The organism is Vibrio sp. D420a (assembly GCF_030248625.1).
GTDB lineage: Bacteria > Pseudomonadota > Gammaproteobacteria > Enterobacterales > Vibrionaceae > Vibrio > Vibrio fortis_A.
In genome coordinates this window covers 172,377-190,965 of the sequence record NZ_JAHGAN010000002.1, presented here as the reverse complement: position 1 = coordinate 190,965, position 18,589 = coordinate 172,377, and the positions used below count along the sequence as shown (strand labels likewise).

At 45.8% G+C, this 18,589-nt stretch carries 10 protein-coding genes and 2 pseudogenes; 6 read left to right on the top strand and 6 right to left on the bottom strand.

The features are described 5' to 3' along the window. Positions 1–180 precede the first annotated feature (180 nt). Positions 181–5,691: a calcium-binding protein gene (locus tag KI743_RS01735; protein ID WP_285464518.1), complete on the top strand. Its 5,511-nt coding sequence runs from the start codon at positions 181–183 to the stop codon at positions 5,689–5,691. Between the two features lie 323 nt (positions 5,692–6,014). On the opposite strand, the gene KI743_RS01730 is transcribed toward KI743_RS01735, so the two are convergent. The 5 genes from KI743_RS01730 to KI743_RS01710 form a co-directional block, all read right to left on the bottom strand. Further along, positions 6,015–6,776, bottom strand: coding sequence for a hypothetical protein (locus KI743_RS01730; RefSeq protein ID WP_285464516.1), 762 nt, complete (start codon positions 6,774–6,776; stop codon positions 6,015–6,017). 10 nt (positions 6,777–6,786) lie between these two features. Then, a complete protein-coding gene (locus KI743_RS01725; protein ID WP_152470511.1) occupies positions 6,787–7,041 on the bottom strand; it encodes a hypothetical protein in 255 nt (84 codons plus the stop codon). Next, positions 7,041–8,354: an HlyD family type I secretion periplasmic adaptor subunit gene (locus KI743_RS01720; protein WP_285464514.1), complete on the bottom strand. Its 1,314-nt coding sequence runs from the start codon at positions 8,352–8,354 to the stop codon at positions 7,041–7,043. The genes KI743_RS01725 and KI743_RS01720 overlap by 1 nt, the downstream gene beginning before the upstream one ends. Positions 8,355–8,362: 8 nt before the next feature. Continuing rightward, a complete protein-coding gene (locus KI743_RS01715) occupies positions 8,363–10,069 on the bottom strand; it encodes a type I secretion system permease/ATPase (protein WP_285464512.1) in 1,707 nt (568 codons plus the stop codon). A 189-nt stretch (positions 10,070–10,258) separates the two neighbouring features. Next, positions 10,259–10,894, bottom strand: coding sequence for a hypothetical protein (locus tag KI743_RS01710; RefSeq protein ID WP_285464509.1), 636 nt, complete (start codon positions 10,892–10,894; stop codon positions 10,259–10,261). Positions 10,895–11,087: 193 nt separating this feature from the next. Between KI743_RS01710 and KI743_RS01705 the strand changes: the two genes are divergently transcribed. The 5 genes and pseudogenes from KI743_RS01705 (at position 11,088) to KI743_RS01690 (ending at position 17,466) form a co-directional block, all read left to right on the top strand. Then, positions 11,088–12,521 (top strand): DUF3131 domain-containing protein, encoded by a 1,434-nt coding sequence (locus tag KI743_RS01705; RefSeq protein ID WP_285464508.1) that lies wholly within the window; start codon positions 11,088–11,090, stop codon positions 12,519–12,521. Between the two features lie 116 nt (positions 12,522–12,637). Further along, positions 12,638–15,347, top strand: a pseudogene (locus KI743_RS01700) (ATP-binding protein); the annotation flags it as partial. 200 nt (positions 15,348–15,547) lie between these two features. After that, positions 15,548–15,928 (top strand): annotated as a pseudogene (locus tag KI743_RS24600) (response regulator); the annotation flags it as partial. 9 nt (positions 15,929–15,937) lie between these two features. Then, positions 15,938–16,414, top strand: a complete 477-nt coding sequence (locus tag KI743_RS01695) for a hypothetical protein (protein ID WP_285464506.1) — start codon at positions 15,938–15,940, stop codon at positions 16,412–16,414. Between the two features lie 2 nt (positions 16,415–16,416). Continuing rightward, positions 16,417–17,466, top strand: coding sequence for a sulfate ABC transporter permease (locus KI743_RS01690; RefSeq protein ID WP_285464505.1), 1,050 nt, complete (start codon positions 16,417–16,419; stop codon positions 17,464–17,466). Positions 17,467–17,521: 55 nt separating this feature from the next. Here the strand turns inward: KI743_RS01690 and KI743_RS01685 are convergent, their stop codons facing one another. Next, positions 17,522–18,577 carry a HEAT repeat domain-containing protein gene (locus KI743_RS01685; RefSeq protein WP_285465093.1) on the bottom strand — a complete coding sequence of 352 codons (1,056 nt, stop codon included), beginning with the start codon at positions 18,575–18,577 and terminating at the stop codon, positions 17,522–17,524. Between the last annotated feature and the right edge of the window lie 12 nt (positions 18,578–18,589).

Here is an 18,589-nt window from a genome sequence, read left to right as displayed (position 1 = left end):
GAGAATCTTTGTGGCAAACATCTTCAAGCCGTCTAATCTTAAGTTACAGCTCAAAATATGCAACTGGCACCATAAATGCAATTAGCAATATGAGATTCAAATAAACGTGCTAATTGCGAGGCCAGATTATTTGAACCGTAACGTCAGAAAATATCACCTAATACGGCTAGGAGAAGGCTCATGGAAGGAACAAAACACGACGATCTTATTGTTGGTACAGATCAAGGTGACGCGGTAAACAGCCGTGCTGGTAACGATGAGATAAGCACGCTTGCGGGTGATGACTTTGTCACTGCGGGAGAAGGTAGCGACAAAATCTCTACAGGCAGTGGCAATGATACCGTACTAGGCGATGTAGAATACGGTCTTGAAGAGAACAACGATACGCCACTAAGTGGCGATGACTCATGGGGTGAATCCTACACCGCTTACGAGTTTGATGCTGAAACCAACGAGCAACAGTCTTCTCACACGGTTAGATTAGACAATTTTGCTGTCAATCAAGCTGTCAACACCTCAACCACAGTAGGTGGTTTAGCAGCAAACAGTACAGTGGCAGTTCAACTTACCGATGAAAACGGCACCATCATCGCTTCTCAAATCGCGACGGTAGATGCTAACGGTAATATCACCGTCGATACAGAAATTCCTGAATCCTCTATTGGTAACAATGGCGAAGTTACCTTTACTTTCCTAAACGAAAACGGCGAGCCGATCTCTACCATCGATGACATGAACGTAGCCGTTCGCAACATTTACGACGACACCATTGATGGTGGTAGCGGCGATGACATTCTTAAAGGCCAGCAAGGTAGCGACACCATCTACGGCGGTGAAGGTAATGACTTCCTAGATGGCGACATTAACGATGACACTTTATATGGCGAAGAAGGTGACGATGTCTTGGTCGGCGGTAACGGGGACGACTACCTAGATGGTGGCACAGGCAACGACACCCTACTCGGTTCTGACGGCGACGACACTATTCATGGCGGCGAAGGCGATGACTTACTCATGGGTGAGTTAGGTGACGATACTCTTCATGGCGGCGAAGGACACGACACTCTAATCGGTGATGACGGTCAAGATGCCCTTTACGGCGGCGAAGGTAACGATAAACTCTTCGGTGGTAAAGGCGACGATGTTCTTGAAGGCAACCAAGGCAACGACGAAATTCATGGTGAAGAAGGTGACGATGTCATTTCTGGTGGCGAAGGCGACGACTTCGTACTCGGTGGCGCAGGTGCTGACCAAATATCGGGCGATGCGGGTAACGACCTACTACTCGGCGGCAACGGAGACGACACCATCACAGGTGGTGAAGGTCACGATACCTTAGTGGGTGAATACGGTGATGACACCATGAGTGGTGGTGAGGGACACGACACGCTATATGGTGATATTGGCGATGACACACTAACCGGTGGCGCTGGTAACGACCAACTCTTTGGTGGCGAAGGCGATGACGTGATTGATGGTGGCGAAGGTGACGACATTATTCATGGTAATGAGGGTGTCGATACCATCACAACGGGTCTTGGTGACGACCAAGTTTATGCCGGTTCTGGTGATGACATCATTGATACTGGAGAAGGCGCAGACACGGTATTTGGTGAAACGGGCCACAACCAAATTACGTCTGGTGCTGGCGACGATACTGTCTACACCGATTTCGGTGACGATACTATTGATACTGGCGAAGGCCATGACACCATTTTTGCGGGCGACGGCGATAACACCATAGATTCCGGCTCTGGCGACGATCTAATGTATGCAGGCGCTGGACAAGACTCGATTCAAACTGGCGCGGGCCACGACACCGTTTATGCAGGCGACGGAGACAATACGGTCGATTCAGGCGCTGACCACGATGCTGTTTACTCAGGCAGTGGCACCGATAATATCAACCTTGGTGAAGGTCATGACAAGGCGTTTACTGGTGCAGGACAAGACACCATCGTTGCAGGCGCAGGTAATGACCAAGTTTATGCAGGTGCTGACGACGACGTTATTCAAGGTGTATCTGGCAACAACCAACTGTTCGGCGAAGAAGGTAATGACACCATTACTGCAGGTTTGAATGCCAGTGAACTCTACGGTGGTAGCGGTGAAGATACACTGACTGGTTCAACTGAATCCGACAAGATCTACGGTGGACAGGACAACGACACTATTACAGCAGACGCTGGCGATGATGTGGTCGAGGGCAACGATGGCGATGATACGCTCAATCTAGGCGCGGGCCATGATGTTGGTTTTGGTGGCGAAGGTGATGACGTTATTTCCGGTGGCGAAGGTAACGATACTCTCATCGGTGAGGCTGGCGACGATATCATCACTGGTGGCGAAGGCGAGGATGTTCTAGTTGGTGGTTTAGGCAATGACCAACTTGATGGCGGTACAGGCCGCAGTGAGATTTACGGCGAAGATGGTGATGATGTTATTACCAGTGCAGATCAAGATGACCTACTGTCTGGTGGTGCTGGTAACGATACAATAAGCTCTGGCGCGGGTGACGACACTGTTTATGCCGACAGCGGTGATGACAAAGTGACACTAGGTGCTGGCAACGATACTGCCTTCACTAGCCAAGGCGCTGACGTAATTGATGCCGGAACCGGTGATGACAAAGTTTTCGCTGGTGGTGGTGACGATATTATTGAGGGCGTCGAAGGTAACAACCAACTCTTTGGTGAAGGTGGTGATGATGTTATCAACGCAGGTCTAAATGCAAGTGAACTATATGGTGGAGATGGTCAAGATACCCTAACTGGCTCTGCAGAGAACGATAGCCTCTACGGTGGTAGCGGTGATGACTCAATTCAGGCCGGCGAAGGTGACGACTTCATTGAAGGTAACCAAGGTAGCGACGAGATCTACGCAGGCGCCGGTAATGACACAGTGCTAGGTGGCGGCAACGATGATGTTATCCACGGTGGTACAGGTAGCGATACTCTAATTGGTGATGACGGCGACGATATCATCAAAGGTGAAGAAGGCGACGACATTCTAGTTGGCGGTACGGGTGATGACCAACTCGACGGTGGTGCCGGTCGCAGCGAAATCTATGGTGAGGACGGTGACGATGTACTTGTCAGTTCAGACCAAGATGACCTTCTATCTGGTGGTTCAGGTGACGATACTATCACCTCTGGCGCTGGCCATGACACCGTTTATGCAGGTTCAGGTACCGATAACATTACAACTGGAGAAGGTAACGACACCGTTTATGGTGAGTCCGGATCAAATACCATCGCAACAGGCCTAGGAGACGATACTGTCTATGGTGGTATCAACTCAGACAATATCGATACTGGCGAAGGTGCTGACCAGATATACGCAGGTGATGGTGCGGATACTATCGACGCTGGTGCAGGAAATGACCACATTGACGCTGGAAGTGGTGACGACGTACTGAAAGGTGGTGACGGCGACGACGCACTATTTGGTGGCGCGGGTAACGATGAACTTATTGGTGGTGATGGTTATGACCTTCTTGCCGGCGGCGAAGGTGACGACGTCATTCGCGATGACGGCCAAGACACTCTACTTGGTGAGCAAGGTAACGATACACTGATTGCTGCAGAAACAGGTAGCCACAACATTTTCGGTGGCGAAGGTAACGATACGCTTATCGGAAGCGAACAAGCGGACACGCTATACGGTGGCGCCGATAACGATACGATTACTGGTGCAGACGGAGACGATGTTCTTTATGCCGGTAGCGGTGACGACACTGTGGATGCAGGCACCGGTGATGACACCGTGTATGGCGAGGATGGTGCAAACAAAATCACACTCGGTGAAGGTGCTGACACACTTTATGGTGGCTCAGGAGCTGATACAGCAACTGGCGGCTTGGGTGACGATATTCTCTCTGGTGCAGCGGGCAATGACAACCTGTCTGGTAACGAGGGTGAAGACTTAATTGATGCGGGCGAAGGTCACGATACCGTATCTGGTGGTGATGACAACGACCTTATTTTCGGTGGTGCTGGCAATGATAACTTGTCAGGCGATGCTGGGGATGACCAACTCTACTCAGGCGCGGGCAACGATACCCTATCTGGTGGTTTGGGCGACGATAAACTCATTGCAGAAGGCGGCAGTAATACTCTATCAGGTGGCGAAGGCGATGATACCTTACTCGGTGGTTCGGGCGCGGATACCCTGTTGGGTGGTCAAGGCGATGACTATATTGAAGATGCGTCAGACAACAACATCGTCGATGGTGGTGATGGTGATGACAATATCCAACTAACTGGTGCGAGTAACACGGTTACTGGCGGTGCAGGTGCTGACGTTATCAGCTCTACCGGCGGTGGAGTAAATGACATTTCCGGTGATGACGGCAACGATACGATCACTGTGACTGGCAGCGTTAACACGATTGCTGGTGGCGAAGGAAATGACACGATCACAGCCAGTGGCGGCACCAACAACATCACAGGCGGTGAAGGAAACGATAATATCACTGCGAGTGGTGAAACCAACACCATCGCAGGTGGTGAAGGTAACGATACTATCAGAGTGAACTCTGGCAACAGCACTGTTTCTGGTGATGACGGGAACGATTCGGTCACGACTGGTAGTGGCTCAGACACCCTTTACGGCGGTACAGGTGCCGATACCCTATCTTCTGGTGCAGGCAACGATAGCTTATTCGGTGGTGCTGATAGCGATAAACTATATGCCGGAGATGGAGACGATACCCTCGAAGGTGGCGAAGGCAACGACATCATGTATGGTCAGAATGACCAAGATACTCTGGATGGCGGAGCAGGTAACGACTACCTATCTGGTGGCTCTGGTGATGACACACTCGTGGGTGGTGAAGGCAACGATACCCTTAGAGGTGATTCAGGCGAAGATACACTTTGGGGCGGTTCTGGAGACGATAACCTAGGTGGCGGCGGCTCTGCCGATACACTGTTTGGTGAAGACGGCGACGACACACTATCAGGTAATGGAGGCAACGATATGTTATATGGTGCAAGCGGTGACGATAAATTGTCTGGCGGCTCTGGTGACGATTATGTGTCAGGCGGTGAAGGCAACGATACCTTAAGTGGTAATAATAACGCAGATACCCTAGATGGCGGCGAAGGCGACGATAAACTGTCGGGTGATTCAGGCAATGACATCCTATTCGGCCAAGTCGGTAACGACATCTTAGATGGTGGTGAAGGTATCGACCAACTTTATGGCGGTGCGGGTAATGACCAACTGATATTTGACTCTAGCGAAGTCGAGTCTGGTGAAGCTGGTGTTGTTCACTTTAGCGGAGGTTCAGACTTCGATGTCCTGGTTGTGGGTGGTGACAATCAAAGCCAAATGATCGATATGACGCACAATACATTCCAAGAGATTGAGGGTGTGAAGATCAGCTCAAGTGACACAGAACTCGCACTTGCTCTCGATAAGATTGCAGCCAATAACACTGCAGGTGATACCGCTGGTCAGTTCGTATGTACCGGTGCAAGCAGTATCGATGTTTCCGGTTGGGGCTGGCAGCTTACTGAGAGTCACCTAGAGATGAGCGACAGTCTTCAAGACATCTATCGTGAAAGCAACATCGACACTGGCTCGCTATACGGCTATCGCTTTGAAAGTGAAGCAGGACAAGAAGTGGTTATCTGGAGTGACTTGAATAGCGGTGACATCAACTTCCCAGATTCAGACGACGTATAACACTCTTCATTAACCTAACTCACCAACAAGCGGCTCATTATGAGCCGCTTTCTATTCTAAGACTACTAAGCCAAAACAATGTGTTTACTTCCCTAACCTGTTGGCTACTCTTCCATTGCTTAACCAATTCCCTGTCAATTAACTGATACTATCATGTAACCAACCCTCGTCGTTATACCTAGCTATAAGCTCGCCTCAGTCGCCAGCACAAAGGTGCATCAGCCGCAAAGCTTTTTCAGCGTCTTAGAAAACAAAAAATGGACTCATATGAGTCCATTTAAAAAGCTATATTGTTCCCAGATATCTAACGGAACTGATTTCGATTACCCCTCTATACACAACTCTCGGGTTTTACGGGTTATTTGAGCGTCATTAGAAATCACAAAGAAGTAGTATTCCGAATTTAGATCGTTTTGTTGAATGTAAGTTCTCATATGGTTGAGCATGCTTTTCGCTTCCCCATAACGTTCTAAGTACTCAGGATCACACTTATTAACCAAGTCTAAGTCCACACGCAGATTAGAGAAGTTAGTCATAATTTCATCGACACGTTTCTCAGTCTCTGCTCTTTGGGCTTGTGTTGAGTACTCGCCTTCTAACTCCGTTCGTTGAGCCGCTAGGGCTTTTTGATTCTGTTGCTTAAGTGCGATCTTTTCTTTGGCTAATTGCTCATTCATCGCAAGCTTGGCGCTCTTAACGGAGTCTTTTTCTGAGAGGTATCGAGAGCGGTATATACGAGCCGACTTATTCGCCTTAGCTAATGCGATATTTGAGGCTGCTAGTTTCTCAGTTAGCTCGTCTATTTCTTGTGACATTTCCACCAGCTTGAGATCTGCTGCCGCGACCTGTTTTTCATACGTCTCATCATCCATTTGCTTAACGTATGTCATTGAAGCCATTTGATCCGTCAGCTCTGTAATAACCTCATTCAATGCTTCTATATCCGCTTCTTTTTCCGAGACTTTTTCGGCTATCAAGGTATCGATTCGCGATTCAATGCTGGCGTTCTTATATCCAAAATAACCTGCTGCTGCGGTCGACGTTATAGCTACAGCTGTCATCAACACAATAGTTCCTTTACTCACAGTAGCCTCCTTAAATCACTTGTTTGTAACACTTTTGTTCGCACTTCGGGCAGATATAAGATTGACGGTCAATCCGTTGCGAACAGTGTGGACAGGTTCCCTGTTTTCGGTCACTGCTCATCAATAACAAAATCAGACCAATTGGACCCAAGACATAGCCTAAGAGCACACCGGCAACTAGGTTGTTCTTTTTGAAACCAACGTACGTGCTCATTGCAAAGAAGCACAAATAGAACCCTAACCAAAACACCATCGACTCATCCATTACGCCTCCCTCATGGCTTTAGCCATCCCACTGGTTAATGGGCCTATCAGGTAATCCCAAAGCGTACGTTCTTCGACCAAAATCAGCACCTCCGTAAGCATCCCCGGGTACAGCTCAATGTGGTTTTCAGCTTGCAATGATTGAAGGTCATCACGATCAAACCGGATTTTCACCAAATAACCTTGGTCTTTTTCATCCGCGTCACCACCTTTAATCACTCTGTCAGCAGATACATGAATCACCTCTCCCAGTACTGGCGGTACTTGCCTGGCGCTGTATGCCGTTAACCGAATCCTTGCGTCCTGTCCTGAACGGACAATATCAATGTCTCGAGGGGGCACAATTGCCTCAACAATCAATTCATCGCTGTCTGGCACAATCTCCATCAACACTTGCCCCGGACGTACCACACCACCAACACTGGAAATATTTAACCCAACAACACGTCCTTTAAACTCGCTACGAATCTGGATACGTGAACGCACGTCTTCCAAGGTATTCATCACTTGTTTAACGTCCCGTACCTCATCGTTAACGGACTTTAGCTGCTGAGCATAATCGCGTTTTAAATCTAATAGCTGACTTTTGTAGCTTTGCTCCAAGGTTTCAAGTTCTCGCTTGGTCACGTCGATAGTGACGTTAATTTCCGCTAGCTCGCCTTCAATTCGAGCTAGATGACGACGAAGCTCTAACATACGAGTTTTAGACACGTACCCTTTAGCAACTAAGCCTTTCGTCATATCGATCTCTTGTTTGATCAAATCACGCTGTGAAGCCACTGCTTTTTTCTGAAACTGGTTACCCTGAATCTTTTCTTTGTAAAGGGTCGATTTTTGGTTGTATAACGAGTCAATCAATTGCTTTCGCAATAACCCTTGTTCGAACTGTACTCGCTCACTATTTACGATAGGCATAACAATCAACGAATCTTGTTGTTCATTCACCAAAACCTCTTGCCATTTCGGCTCTTCCGACTCATTCAGAAGCGCTTCAAGACGTGCCTTTTGCGCCACCAACGAGAAATTACGGTAAAGGTAACGCTTATAATCGGATTCGGATTTAGTATCAGAGAGCTCAAGCAACACTTGACCGACCTCAACTTGCTGGCCATCTTTCACCAACACCTCTTTCACCCAACCACCTTGTAAATGCTGAATTTGCTTTCTTTTACTCTCAACAACCAAGTTACCGTGCGCTACAGACGCAGAGCTCAAAGACATGGTCATGGACCAAAACAGAAAGCCTCCGACGGTAACCAATAGGATTGCAGAGCCAAGAATAATCAATTTGCGTGTACTGAATTCGCGTTCCATAAATGCCCCTATCCTCTACGCTTCTCTTTTACTTGGTCGATGTTGTTGGTGTTGATAGTGTCGCCATCTCTCAACCCCAAGAACTGCTCACACGTTCCTGCTTTCTCAACGCGTCCTTCTTTGAGGCTGATTACCCAATCCATTTGACGCAGGAAACCCGGACGATGAGAAATCATCACCACAGTTATGCTGTTCTCTTTGCAGTGTTGAAGAACAATAGCGAGCGCCGTTTCACCCTCAGGATCAAGGTTCGAATTAGGCTCATCTAGAACCAGAACTTTTGGATTCGAATAGATAGCACGGGCAAGACCGATACGTTGCTTCTGACCACCAGATAGCAGTATGCCTCCCTCGCCAATATAGGTGTCATACCCATCAGGCAGTGCCATAATTAACTCATGTATACATGCGAGTTTTGCTGCAGAGACCACTTCTTCATCATTGCAGTCAGAGAATCGTGAAATATTCTGCTTCACCGTTCCGGCAAGCAATCCGACGTGCTGAGGAAGATACCCTATATACTGACCAAACTGATTTTGGTCCCACTTCTCAACGGTCGCACCATCAATCTTGATTTCACCAACGCTTGCTTTGTGAATACCCATTAACAGGCTCGCCAGTGATGATTTACCTGAGCCAGAGTTGCCCATAACCGCAAGTGCATGTCCCGCTCCCAGCTTAAAGTTGATCCCCTGCAACGTCGGTGATTTTGCACCTGGGAACTTTAGCGAAACATTGTTAAATTGAATCTCTCCTCGAGGTTGAGGTAGTAGAGTTTTAACCGATGGGTTGGTAAGAGAGGCGCATTTTTTCAGGCGACTCCATGATTGATAAGCGCTGTACCAAGACTTCCAGCCGCTGACTGCACTTTCAAACGGGCTCAACACGCGGCCTATTAAGATTGAGCTAGCAATAACAGCACCCAACCCTATTTGTTGTTGTAACGCCAAATAAACGCCGAGCGTTAAAACCACAACTTGTAGTAGGGTTCTGAAATAACGACTCACAGCCAACAATAAGCCAACTCGCGCGTTAACCAGCCATTGCAAGCTTAGTACTTTATGATTCTTCTCTTCCCATACTTTACCGATGTTTTGACTCATGCCCATGGCTTTGAGAGTTGGTGCATTACGTAAAAAGTCGTTGAGTTCCATTGCGACTTTCCCCGTCTCTTCTTGCGCCACCCCACTCACTTTGCGCCCACCTAACATCATCACAACAGTGAGTAGAGAAAAAACCACCGCACCTGTCAGAGCGACAATGCCAATGTACGGATGAAGGAAAAACAGAAGTAACAAGAACAGCGGAGTAAAAGGGAGATCAAGAATTGAAGAAGTCGATGGCGACGCTAAAAAGTTACGCAGCGTGCTCAAATCATGCAATGGCTGCTTATCTATACTGTTTGTTTGAGAAGAAGTGGAGATACTCAGATCCAACAGTTGGCCACTCAATTGAGTGTCTAGCTTGAGCGCAGAACGCTGCATTAGCAAAGTTCGGATATATTCGAGTGCGGATTGAGAAGTAACCAAAAACAGAGTTATGCCGAGCAAAGCAAACAAGGTTTCGATACTGGCACTGCTCATCACTCTATCGAACAGTTGCAAACTGTAAACTGGTACTGCCAACACCAGAAGATTAATGCCCATACTAAAGCCAACGGCAGCCCAAGCCTCTCTTTTCACACTATGAAAAGGACTCAGTTTCAAATCATCCATATTAAGCCAGCTCACTTAGTTGCATATTATTATGAAGTGAGTATAGACAAGAATTTACTGATTTCAGGAGAATAAAGAATTATTTTGTGACTATCTCTTTGTAATTACTCGATAACTTGCACTAGAGCACAACTTTTACGATTTCATAAGGTTAGCGACTATTCCAAATAGAAACTCAATGCTGAATTGCTATACCAGATTAAACTGCTCACTGATTTCATAACCAGTCGCGACTTCTCGATGGCTCTCTTTTATGATCCAGTTAATCGGGTTCCTTACCCAAGGCTGTGGGTCTTTGGCTGGAAATCCATCACTCACTCTCAATGCGACCACTTCAAAACCAAGCGATTCACAAGTTTCAATACAACGCTGTGCGTGCCAAGACTGCGCAATCACCGTGATCTTCGCGAGACCAATATCATTCAATGCAGCTCTCGCAACATCCGTTGTGGTTTGATAAGCACTGTTTTGAATACTCACATGAGGCGTTGCTTTCAAATGAGCTGCGACCTCTTGCTGTACATAACAAGGAGCGGATGGGTTTTCTTGGTGGAATCTTTCCACCTCTTGAGCAAGAAGTTGGTTGACGTCGTCGCTATCACCAAATGAAAAAGCAATAACACCGTTAGAATTCGATACATCACCGCAATTCAATCGCTTGAGTACATTGGAAGACAAGTAATCTGCAATTCTCTTTTTCGCGGGTTCTTCAATTTGATAACGGGAACTTGAGTAATGGTAGTCAGCAGAAAAATTATTGTGAGAAGCTTGCTGTTCTGGGACAACAACGCCTATTTCGCGGAGGAAATCGTAAAATTTGAACATAACAATCTTATTCCTAACTAAATCAAAATCCATCTAGCCAGTTCTGTCCGTTGTTATGCCTCAAGTTTAACAGCTAATCCTGATCAACAACAAGCTAATTGTGCAAATTATCACCAACTTCTATTCTCACATTTTTGGGAATTTAAACTCTGTTAAACAATAAGTTGTATTATCATTATGTTAGACAAACATTATGAGTCAGATTGCATTGACACAATTTCTTCATAGACATACCCAATATAAGATGTTGTTTTTGAGTCTTACGGCCTTTTTTACCTCTTTCGCTAGCTATGGCGATGAAGAGGTTAGCTTTTATGGACAACGAGGTGTAAGTACTGTTGAAGAAGGTGAAAGTGTTGAATCTGCTACTGCGCCTAAGACACAATACTATCGAAGAGTGATTGCCCCGCCGATTATTGAAGATGCAAAAGAGAACAATGTAACGGACACCATCCAAGAAGAAGTGCATGTCAGTTATCTTCAATCGACTCTTGTCAAAAATAACGACCCAATACCACTAACTCGAAATGAACGTTTACTCGCTAAAAAAGCTGAGCATTACATCCATCGTAATTTCCATAAAGAGACAGGGTTGTGGAATTCGGTTCAGGGTTATAGTCATACGACGATGTGGGATGTAGCCAGTGGCATAGCTGCTACCCTCGCGTTAGAAGCGTTAGGCATGAAAGAGCCAGAACAAGTCCATTATGAACTTGAGAAAACACTGGCAACATTAGGCTCGTTTCCACTCTATAAGGATACCCTACCAAACCGAGAGTACAGCACAAAAACTGGGCTTCCTTCTGGCCGTCTGAGTGAAACAAAAAGTAACGGCAACGGGTGGTCCGCATTAGACATCGGTCGGCTCCTCATATGGCTGAAAATTTTGGAGCAGCAACACCCTAAACTCTCACCAAACGTAAACAAGATCGTTACCCAGTGGGATCTTAAACGCGCAGTACACAATGGTACCCTTTATGGAACGAAACTTTATAAAAACAAGGAGTACTACCGTCAAGAAGGAAGAAATGGCTATCTTCAGTACGCGGCTGAAGGTTTCAAAATGTATGGCTATGAGCTGCCCTTTCCTGATCTCGACGATTATTTAGAAAGCATCGAGATTCAAGGTATCGATATTCAAATTGATTCGCGCAATGTCCCTTTCCTTACTAGTGATCCTTATGTCCTCGCTGGTATTGAGTATCAAAGTGACCCAAGTTGGAGTCAGTTGGAGCCCTTTTATGAGCTACACAAGCAAAATTGGGAAAAGAGCGGAATCATCACTGCGTACGCAGAAGATGCAATGAGCAAAAACCCATGGTTTGCTTATAACAATATCTACTATTACGGAAAGGCTTGGACAAGCGTTAGTCCTTCAGGAAAAACCATTGAAAACCCGCAAGTTCTTAGCAACAAAGTCGGATTTGGTTTCAGTGTACTATTTGATGACGAATTTAGTGATTTATTGTACCAAGAGGTGTTAGATAGCAGTCTCAAGTTTCGCAGTATACCGGCGGGTAAATACTCAAATGGCGGAATAAATTCGTCCCTCAATATCAATACTAATTCCTTAATTTTGGTAGGGCTTTGGTACAAGTCAAAAGGTCGTACACCCATCCTAAATTGATACCCCCATCAAATAGTTACCTGTTCCACACTTCGTTCAAAATTCATCAAATAAAATTTCCAATTTGGCCAGTTTATCCTACTGTTTGAATATGCGTGTAGTTGGATGGAACCTATATGTCTACAAAAACAATATGGAATAACTTGTCAGTCAAACACAAACTCTTCGGCTTAGTACTACTTCCTATCTCCTTGCTATTGTTCCTTGCAGGTAGACAAGCACTGTTCTTAACAGAGCAGCTACATGATTTCGAGCGTACCAGTAAGCTAGCTGTGTATTTACAAGATATATCAATACTATACAGGAGTACTCTTGCTCCCGATCCAACCAGTTTTGTCGCTCAAAGTGCTCAAGCAAAAGAAGAGCTAAAAACCCTTTCGCCCGTCATTTTCCGTGAGCAATCCAGCGAGGTAAACCAACTGCTTTCTGACTTTAGCGAAGCAACATTATCGACCATGGAAGCAACAGATAGCTTCGATAAGTTAGACGCGATTGAATGGCAAAGTGACCTATACAAGCAACTCCTGTTATCCATCGAGCGTGTTCCCTTTGAAGTCACCAAGCGCGAAATCCAACAACACTTAAACGCACTCCAACAGTTGGAATGGCTCTCTTTTTGGTCTAACGAAGAGTTTAAGTTGAGCGCTTCGCTGCTGGACATTTTCCAAAACCAACAAGAATACGACCCTGAGTTAGCAGAGCAGATAAAAACACTCGGAGAAAGACAACTGTTGTTTTTGGAGCGTTTTATTACTCTTAACGCCAATGAAAACCAAGTCGCGCAGATGGTGGAGGTGTTTCGCAATGAGGTCTTCATTCAAAGCCAAGAGATCAGAAGCGCACTATTTAGCGTTGAATCCATTAACCAGCTTTCACCAGAAGAGATCAACACTGGCTTAATTGCCATGAGTGCGAGATTGAATCTCCTTCAAGATTTATCAAACATCATCAAGCAAGAGTTTCAGAATGAAGTCGAGCTCGCGATCAGTAACGCCGAGATGCAAAGAACCTTGTTTATTGGTCTGGTAACGCTATTGGCTGCAGTAGTCATGGGGCTAACCATCAGCTTAGCACGACAAGTTACGAACAACCTTGGATTGATCTTAAGCTTCCTTAAAAGTGAAGACGAGCGTCAACGTCCATCACTATCTAAGTTGGTTCAAGGTAAAGATGAATTGAGCCTCTTCGCCCAGCAAGTTGAAAGGTTAACCATTGAGAGGGAGCACGCAAAAGAGCGCCTGACGTTAGCAAAAGAAGATGCGGAGAGAGCAAAAGACGATGCGATTCAGGCAAGTAAAGCAAAGAGCAGCTTTTTGGCTAATATGTCTCACGAAATCCGAACGCCACTTAATGGAGTTATTGGTATTTCGGAGATTTTATCCGATACCCAACTTACACCAACGCAGCGAGACTATGTTGATACTATCGATACATCGTCGCACCTACTGTTAAGTCTCATTAATGACATTCTCGACTTCTCGAAAATTGAGTCGGGGATGCTGCTAATAAGTCCTCATTCTGCTTCAATCCGTGAATCGATTTATGATATTGCCTCAATTGTCGCGCCAAAGGCTAAAGAGCAGAAGATAGCGCTTAACGTCAACATCAGCCCGAATACCCCAAGTCGTGTCATGATTGATGATCACCGTTTAAGACAAGTGCTCATGAACTTCATGTCTAACGCTGTGAAATTTACCACTGAAGGCGCGGTGACTCTATCGATTGATACTTTAGGCGACATTAACTCTGTAAATCTGAGCACTCCTAACGCAGAAGAAAGTCATGCTCATAGCGTTAAGGTTCGTTTCTCTGTGCAAGATACAGGTATCGGTATCGATGAGAAGCAGCAGAAACAGATATTTGAACCATTTGCTCAAGAAGATGATTCCACCACTCGTCAGTTCGGTGGTACGGGGCTCGGCCTTGCGATCAGTACTCAGTTAGTGGAATTAATGGGCGGGAAAATCCAATTAGATTCAGTGAAAGGAAAAGGAAGTTGCTTCTACTTTGACCTTGAGTTGCCGATTGATGTAGATGCAACCAAACCGAGCACAGCCACTTCAAACATTATTTTAGTCAGCAACAACCAGCACCTAGCACAGCGCATCGAGCAAGATTTAGAGTTTTATTCAATCACGCTATCTAAAGCTTCAAACTCAGCTAGCGAGCTCCCTGCTCTATTGGAGTCTATCGATAAAGCTAAACCAACTACCGTTATCTTCGCAGAAGACGAACAGCTACAAGCCAGTGATCATACGTCGCTCTTAGATGATGTAAGTGGACAAGGTGTGAAGATTTGTCTAATTCGTTCCTTCCTGAGTGAACCCGTTGATCTAGGCTCAAGTATCACAGCTCAAGTATCACAACCGCTACTTGGTTTGAGGTTCATAAAAGCACTTGAGTATTGTGATAGCCAAGGGCAAGCTGAGCGCGCTGAGAACAAAACTTTAAAACAGTGTGCGTCACAGGTGATCTTGATTGTTGAAGACAACAAGATAAATCAAAAGATCGCCGGTTTACACGTTGGCAAAAGTGGCTACACCTTCGAGTTTGCCAATAACGGGCAAGAAGCGGTTGATATGTACACCGTGAACCCGCATTACGCCGCTATTTTAATGGACTGCATGATGCCGGTTATGGATGGCTTTGAGGCAACCGCCAATATACGCAGAATCGAACAAGAGATTAATTCTCCACGCCGTATACCCATCATCGCACTCACCGCCAGTGTTATTGATGATGACATCCAAAGATGTTTCGACGTCGGTATGGATGATTACATTCCTAAGCCGTTCAAATTTGAAATGTTAAAGGAGAAAGTAATTTCAGCGATCGATACAAGTGCTCCTATCCCACTGACCCAACAACCTCAAACTGAGACAGATATGGCGACTGTGGCACCAATAATTAAAGCCAAAGAACTTCAGAAACAAGAGCCAGAAGGAATTAATTCACAAGCGTCAACTCAACAAAAACCCGCACCGCAGCCACTATTTGAATCAAAGGAACAGACAACAAACATTGTCGCTAAATCTGAGAAAATCCTCTTAGTCGAAGATAATCGGGTCAATCAGAAGGTAGCATCGGTGATGCTTAAAAAAGGAGGTTACGCTTTCGAGATTGCAGACAATGGGCAAATAGCGGTCGATATGTACCGTAAAGACAACAGCTACGACGTCATTTTGATGGATTGCATGATGCCAGTAAAAGATGGTTTCGCCGCAACTCGAGAAATCCGAGAACACGAACAAAGTTTCGGTCTCAATAAAACGCCAATCATCGCGCTGACCGCAAGTGTCATCGATGACGATATCCAAAAGTGTTACGACTCAGGTATGGATGGCTACGTAGCCAAACCAGTTCGAAAGGATAAATTGTTCCACCAGATTGAAAGTGCTACGAGCTAGGAGAGCCCAATGAACTGGAGAAATACACTAATTCAATTACAACGCCAAGCCGTGAAACCTGCGGCTCTTGGGTTATTTGGTTGCCTCCTACTGATTAACCCCGCTCATGCGGTTGGCGAGTACGCTATCTTTTCTCTCGACTCCGAGTTTCAAGAGATAACAATTAACAAGGCAAGAAAGCTGTACAGAGGCAAAACTAAACGCTTAAACGGTAAACGAGTTGAGTTGTCTGATTGGCCTGCCAATACCAATGAAAGACAGGATTTCTATCAACTTCTACTAGGAAAAAATACCGCACAGATGAATGCACATTGGGCAAGTCTCTCGTTCTCGGGGAAAGCAAGACATCCAAAAGAGATTAAAGCCCCAAACCCAGAGAATCTAATTAATTGGCTAAATGATAAACCTAACCGTATCGGCTATGCACCATTAGATTCCATCCCTCAAGATGCCAATGTGCTCTATGTAATTAGCGCGGAGAAATAACGATGAAAAGAATTGTAACGTCAGTATTAGGTTGTGCTCTCGCTTCTCCTGTCTTTGCAGTCATAGAGCTAACAGACAGCTTATCTTTAAGCGGCTTTGGCTCAACATCATGGGTGAGGTCAGATAACGATACGCTTTTAATGATCAATCGCGGCTTTAAAGACGAGAACTGCTACGACTGTGACACCACCTTTGGTCTACAACTCGACTACTACCTCAGTGCGTTGAGAGCATCGGTTCAAGTAGTGAAAAGACCTCAGGACGATTGGAATGACCCTGCACTGGAATGGGCTTACATAGGCTACGAATACAACGACTTTGACTTCAGTGTTGGCCGCCTTCGCCTGCCCCTTTTTCTTGCATCAGAATACTATTATGTCGGCCAAGCTTATATGACAGCAAGGCCACCTACAGAGGTCTACAACAGTATTCTCGGTATCACTGCCTTTAATGGTGCGAAGGTATCTTGGAACCATGAGCTAACCGATGAAGCCAGCCTCCAGTTAACACCTTTTTTCGGCATTAAAGATGAAAACGAAGTTGAGTTTGACAGTACAACCGATATTAAATTTACGACAAATCGGATGTTTGGCGTCAACATGGTGATTAGCGGCGATAACTACCGCTGGAATGCCGCGTTCCTAGACTCGAACTTCGATCAGAAGCTGACTATTGATGGAATAGGCCCTTTACCAACAACTGAAAATCAACACATCCAACTGTGGTCGCTGGGAACAGAATATGAATTTGGTAGTGCAGTCGTTGCAGCAGAAGCACAAACCAATGACTTTTCGTCGTCATTCTATACCAGTTTTGGCTACCACTTAGGCTTGTTTACCCCTTATGCAGTCTATGGTGCGCAGTTTAATGACCATGAACACTTGTCTGGAAATAGCTATACCTTAGGCGTGGACTACGATGTGCTACCAAACGTATCGCTAAACGGTGAAGTACAATACTTTGAGGCACGCCGAGGTACCGGAGCCTTTATCGATAGTCCAACTGACGATAATGCGATGCTCTACACCATCATGCTTAATTTCGTTTTCTAGACTGTCTCATCGATAGATACCAAAAGAGCTCAACTTGGTTGAGCTCTTTTGGTTACTAACTAGGATTAACTCGCTTCTCTTCCAGTTGTTTAATCACGTAATCTGGAGCGACCTTCCCTAACTCAGACAAACACTCGTCACTCTTCTGATGTCCGTATCGCACATAGATGTCACACACTGCATACAACTGCTCTGGCGCACCAGAAATCATGTATGCCTTCTCGAATGATTCTGTCGATTTATCTATGCTTAGAGGCTCTTGTAGAACACCATTAAGGTACCAGTAGTAACTGTTATCTTTTGCTAGGTGTGCTGCTTTCTCTATTTCAGCAGCCGCTGCGCTTTTATCTTCTAAACGCACTAGAGTGAGCGATTTTGAATAGTGCAGAGCTGCATTGTCAGGCATTTTTTCAAGGCCACGATCAAGTATGCTCACTGCTTCTTTATCTCTCCCTTGAGCTCGGTAGTTATCTGCAAAGCTTAACCATACTTGTGGATCTTCAGATCGTGTTTTCACAAGTTCAAGGTAGATGGTCTCTGCCTTATTTGGATGCGCGTACCAACGAAGCACATCAGCGAGTAACAACTGATACTCTTGTGTTGGCTGTTGTTCCAGGAACTCAATCAGGGATGTTACCGGCTCATCCAATTGCGCTTTCTGGTCTGCATTCATCGCACCGTAATCACGGACGAGGTTTGAAGCGGCGCTGTGTTTAACCATTTCTGATTCATCATTCAGTAACGGTGATACGAGAGTCCAACGATGCTCGAAGGGATATGGCGCAGCACCAATCACTGCCGCTTCTCGCACTTCAGAGTTTGAATCTTTTAAGCCTCGCGCGACCGCGACAAGCGCATTTTGGCTTGGGTAGGCACCTAACGCTCGCAGTGCGCCCGTGCGATTCTGTATTGATTGTGATTGGTCTTGCGCCATGTACGAAAGCTGTTGAATGCGTTGCTGTGGATCACTAGAAAGCTCCCCTTCGACATGTTGCTCTGTTGGTGTTTGTAAAACCGAGCCACTTTGAGCAGGACTTAAGTCATTGCTCGCTGCAAAACCTGACGTTGATAGCATTAAAGCAATCATGGTCGCTAAACTTCTTTTAATCATCATAAGTGCCTC

Coding starts and splice junctions, on each gene's coding strand:
- KI743_RS01735 (WP_285464518.1), top strand. CDS start 181: ATGGAAGGAACAAAACACGACGATCTTATTGTTGGTACAGATCAAGGT.
- KI743_RS01725 (WP_152470511.1), bottom strand. CDS start 7,041: ATGGATGAGTCGATGGTGTTTTGGTTAGGGTTCTATTTGTGCTTCTTT.
- KI743_RS01720 (WP_285464514.1), bottom strand. CDS start 8,354: ATGGAACGCGAATTCAGTACACGCAAATTGATTATTCTTGGCTCTGCA.
- KI743_RS01715 (WP_285464512.1), bottom strand. CDS start 10,069: ATGGATGATTTGAAACTGAGTCCTTTTCATAGTGTGAAAAGAGAGGCT.
- KI743_RS01710 (WP_285464509.1), bottom strand. CDS start 10,894: ATGTTCAAATTTTACGATTTCCTCCGCGAAATAGGCGTTGTTGTCCCA.
- KI743_RS01705 (WP_285464508.1), top strand. CDS start 11,088: ATGAGTCAGATTGCATTGACACAATTTCTTCATAGACATACCCAATAT.
- KI743_RS01695 (WP_285464506.1), top strand. CDS start 15,938: ATGAACTGGAGAAATACACTAATTCAATTACAACGCCAAGCCGTGAAA.
- KI743_RS01690 (WP_285464505.1), top strand. CDS start 16,417: ATGAAAAGAATTGTAACGTCAGTATTAGGTTGTGCTCTCGCTTCTCCT.
- KI743_RS01685 (WP_285465093.1), bottom strand. CDS start 18,577: ATGATTAAAAGAAGTTTAGCGACCATGATTGCTTTAATGCTATCAACG.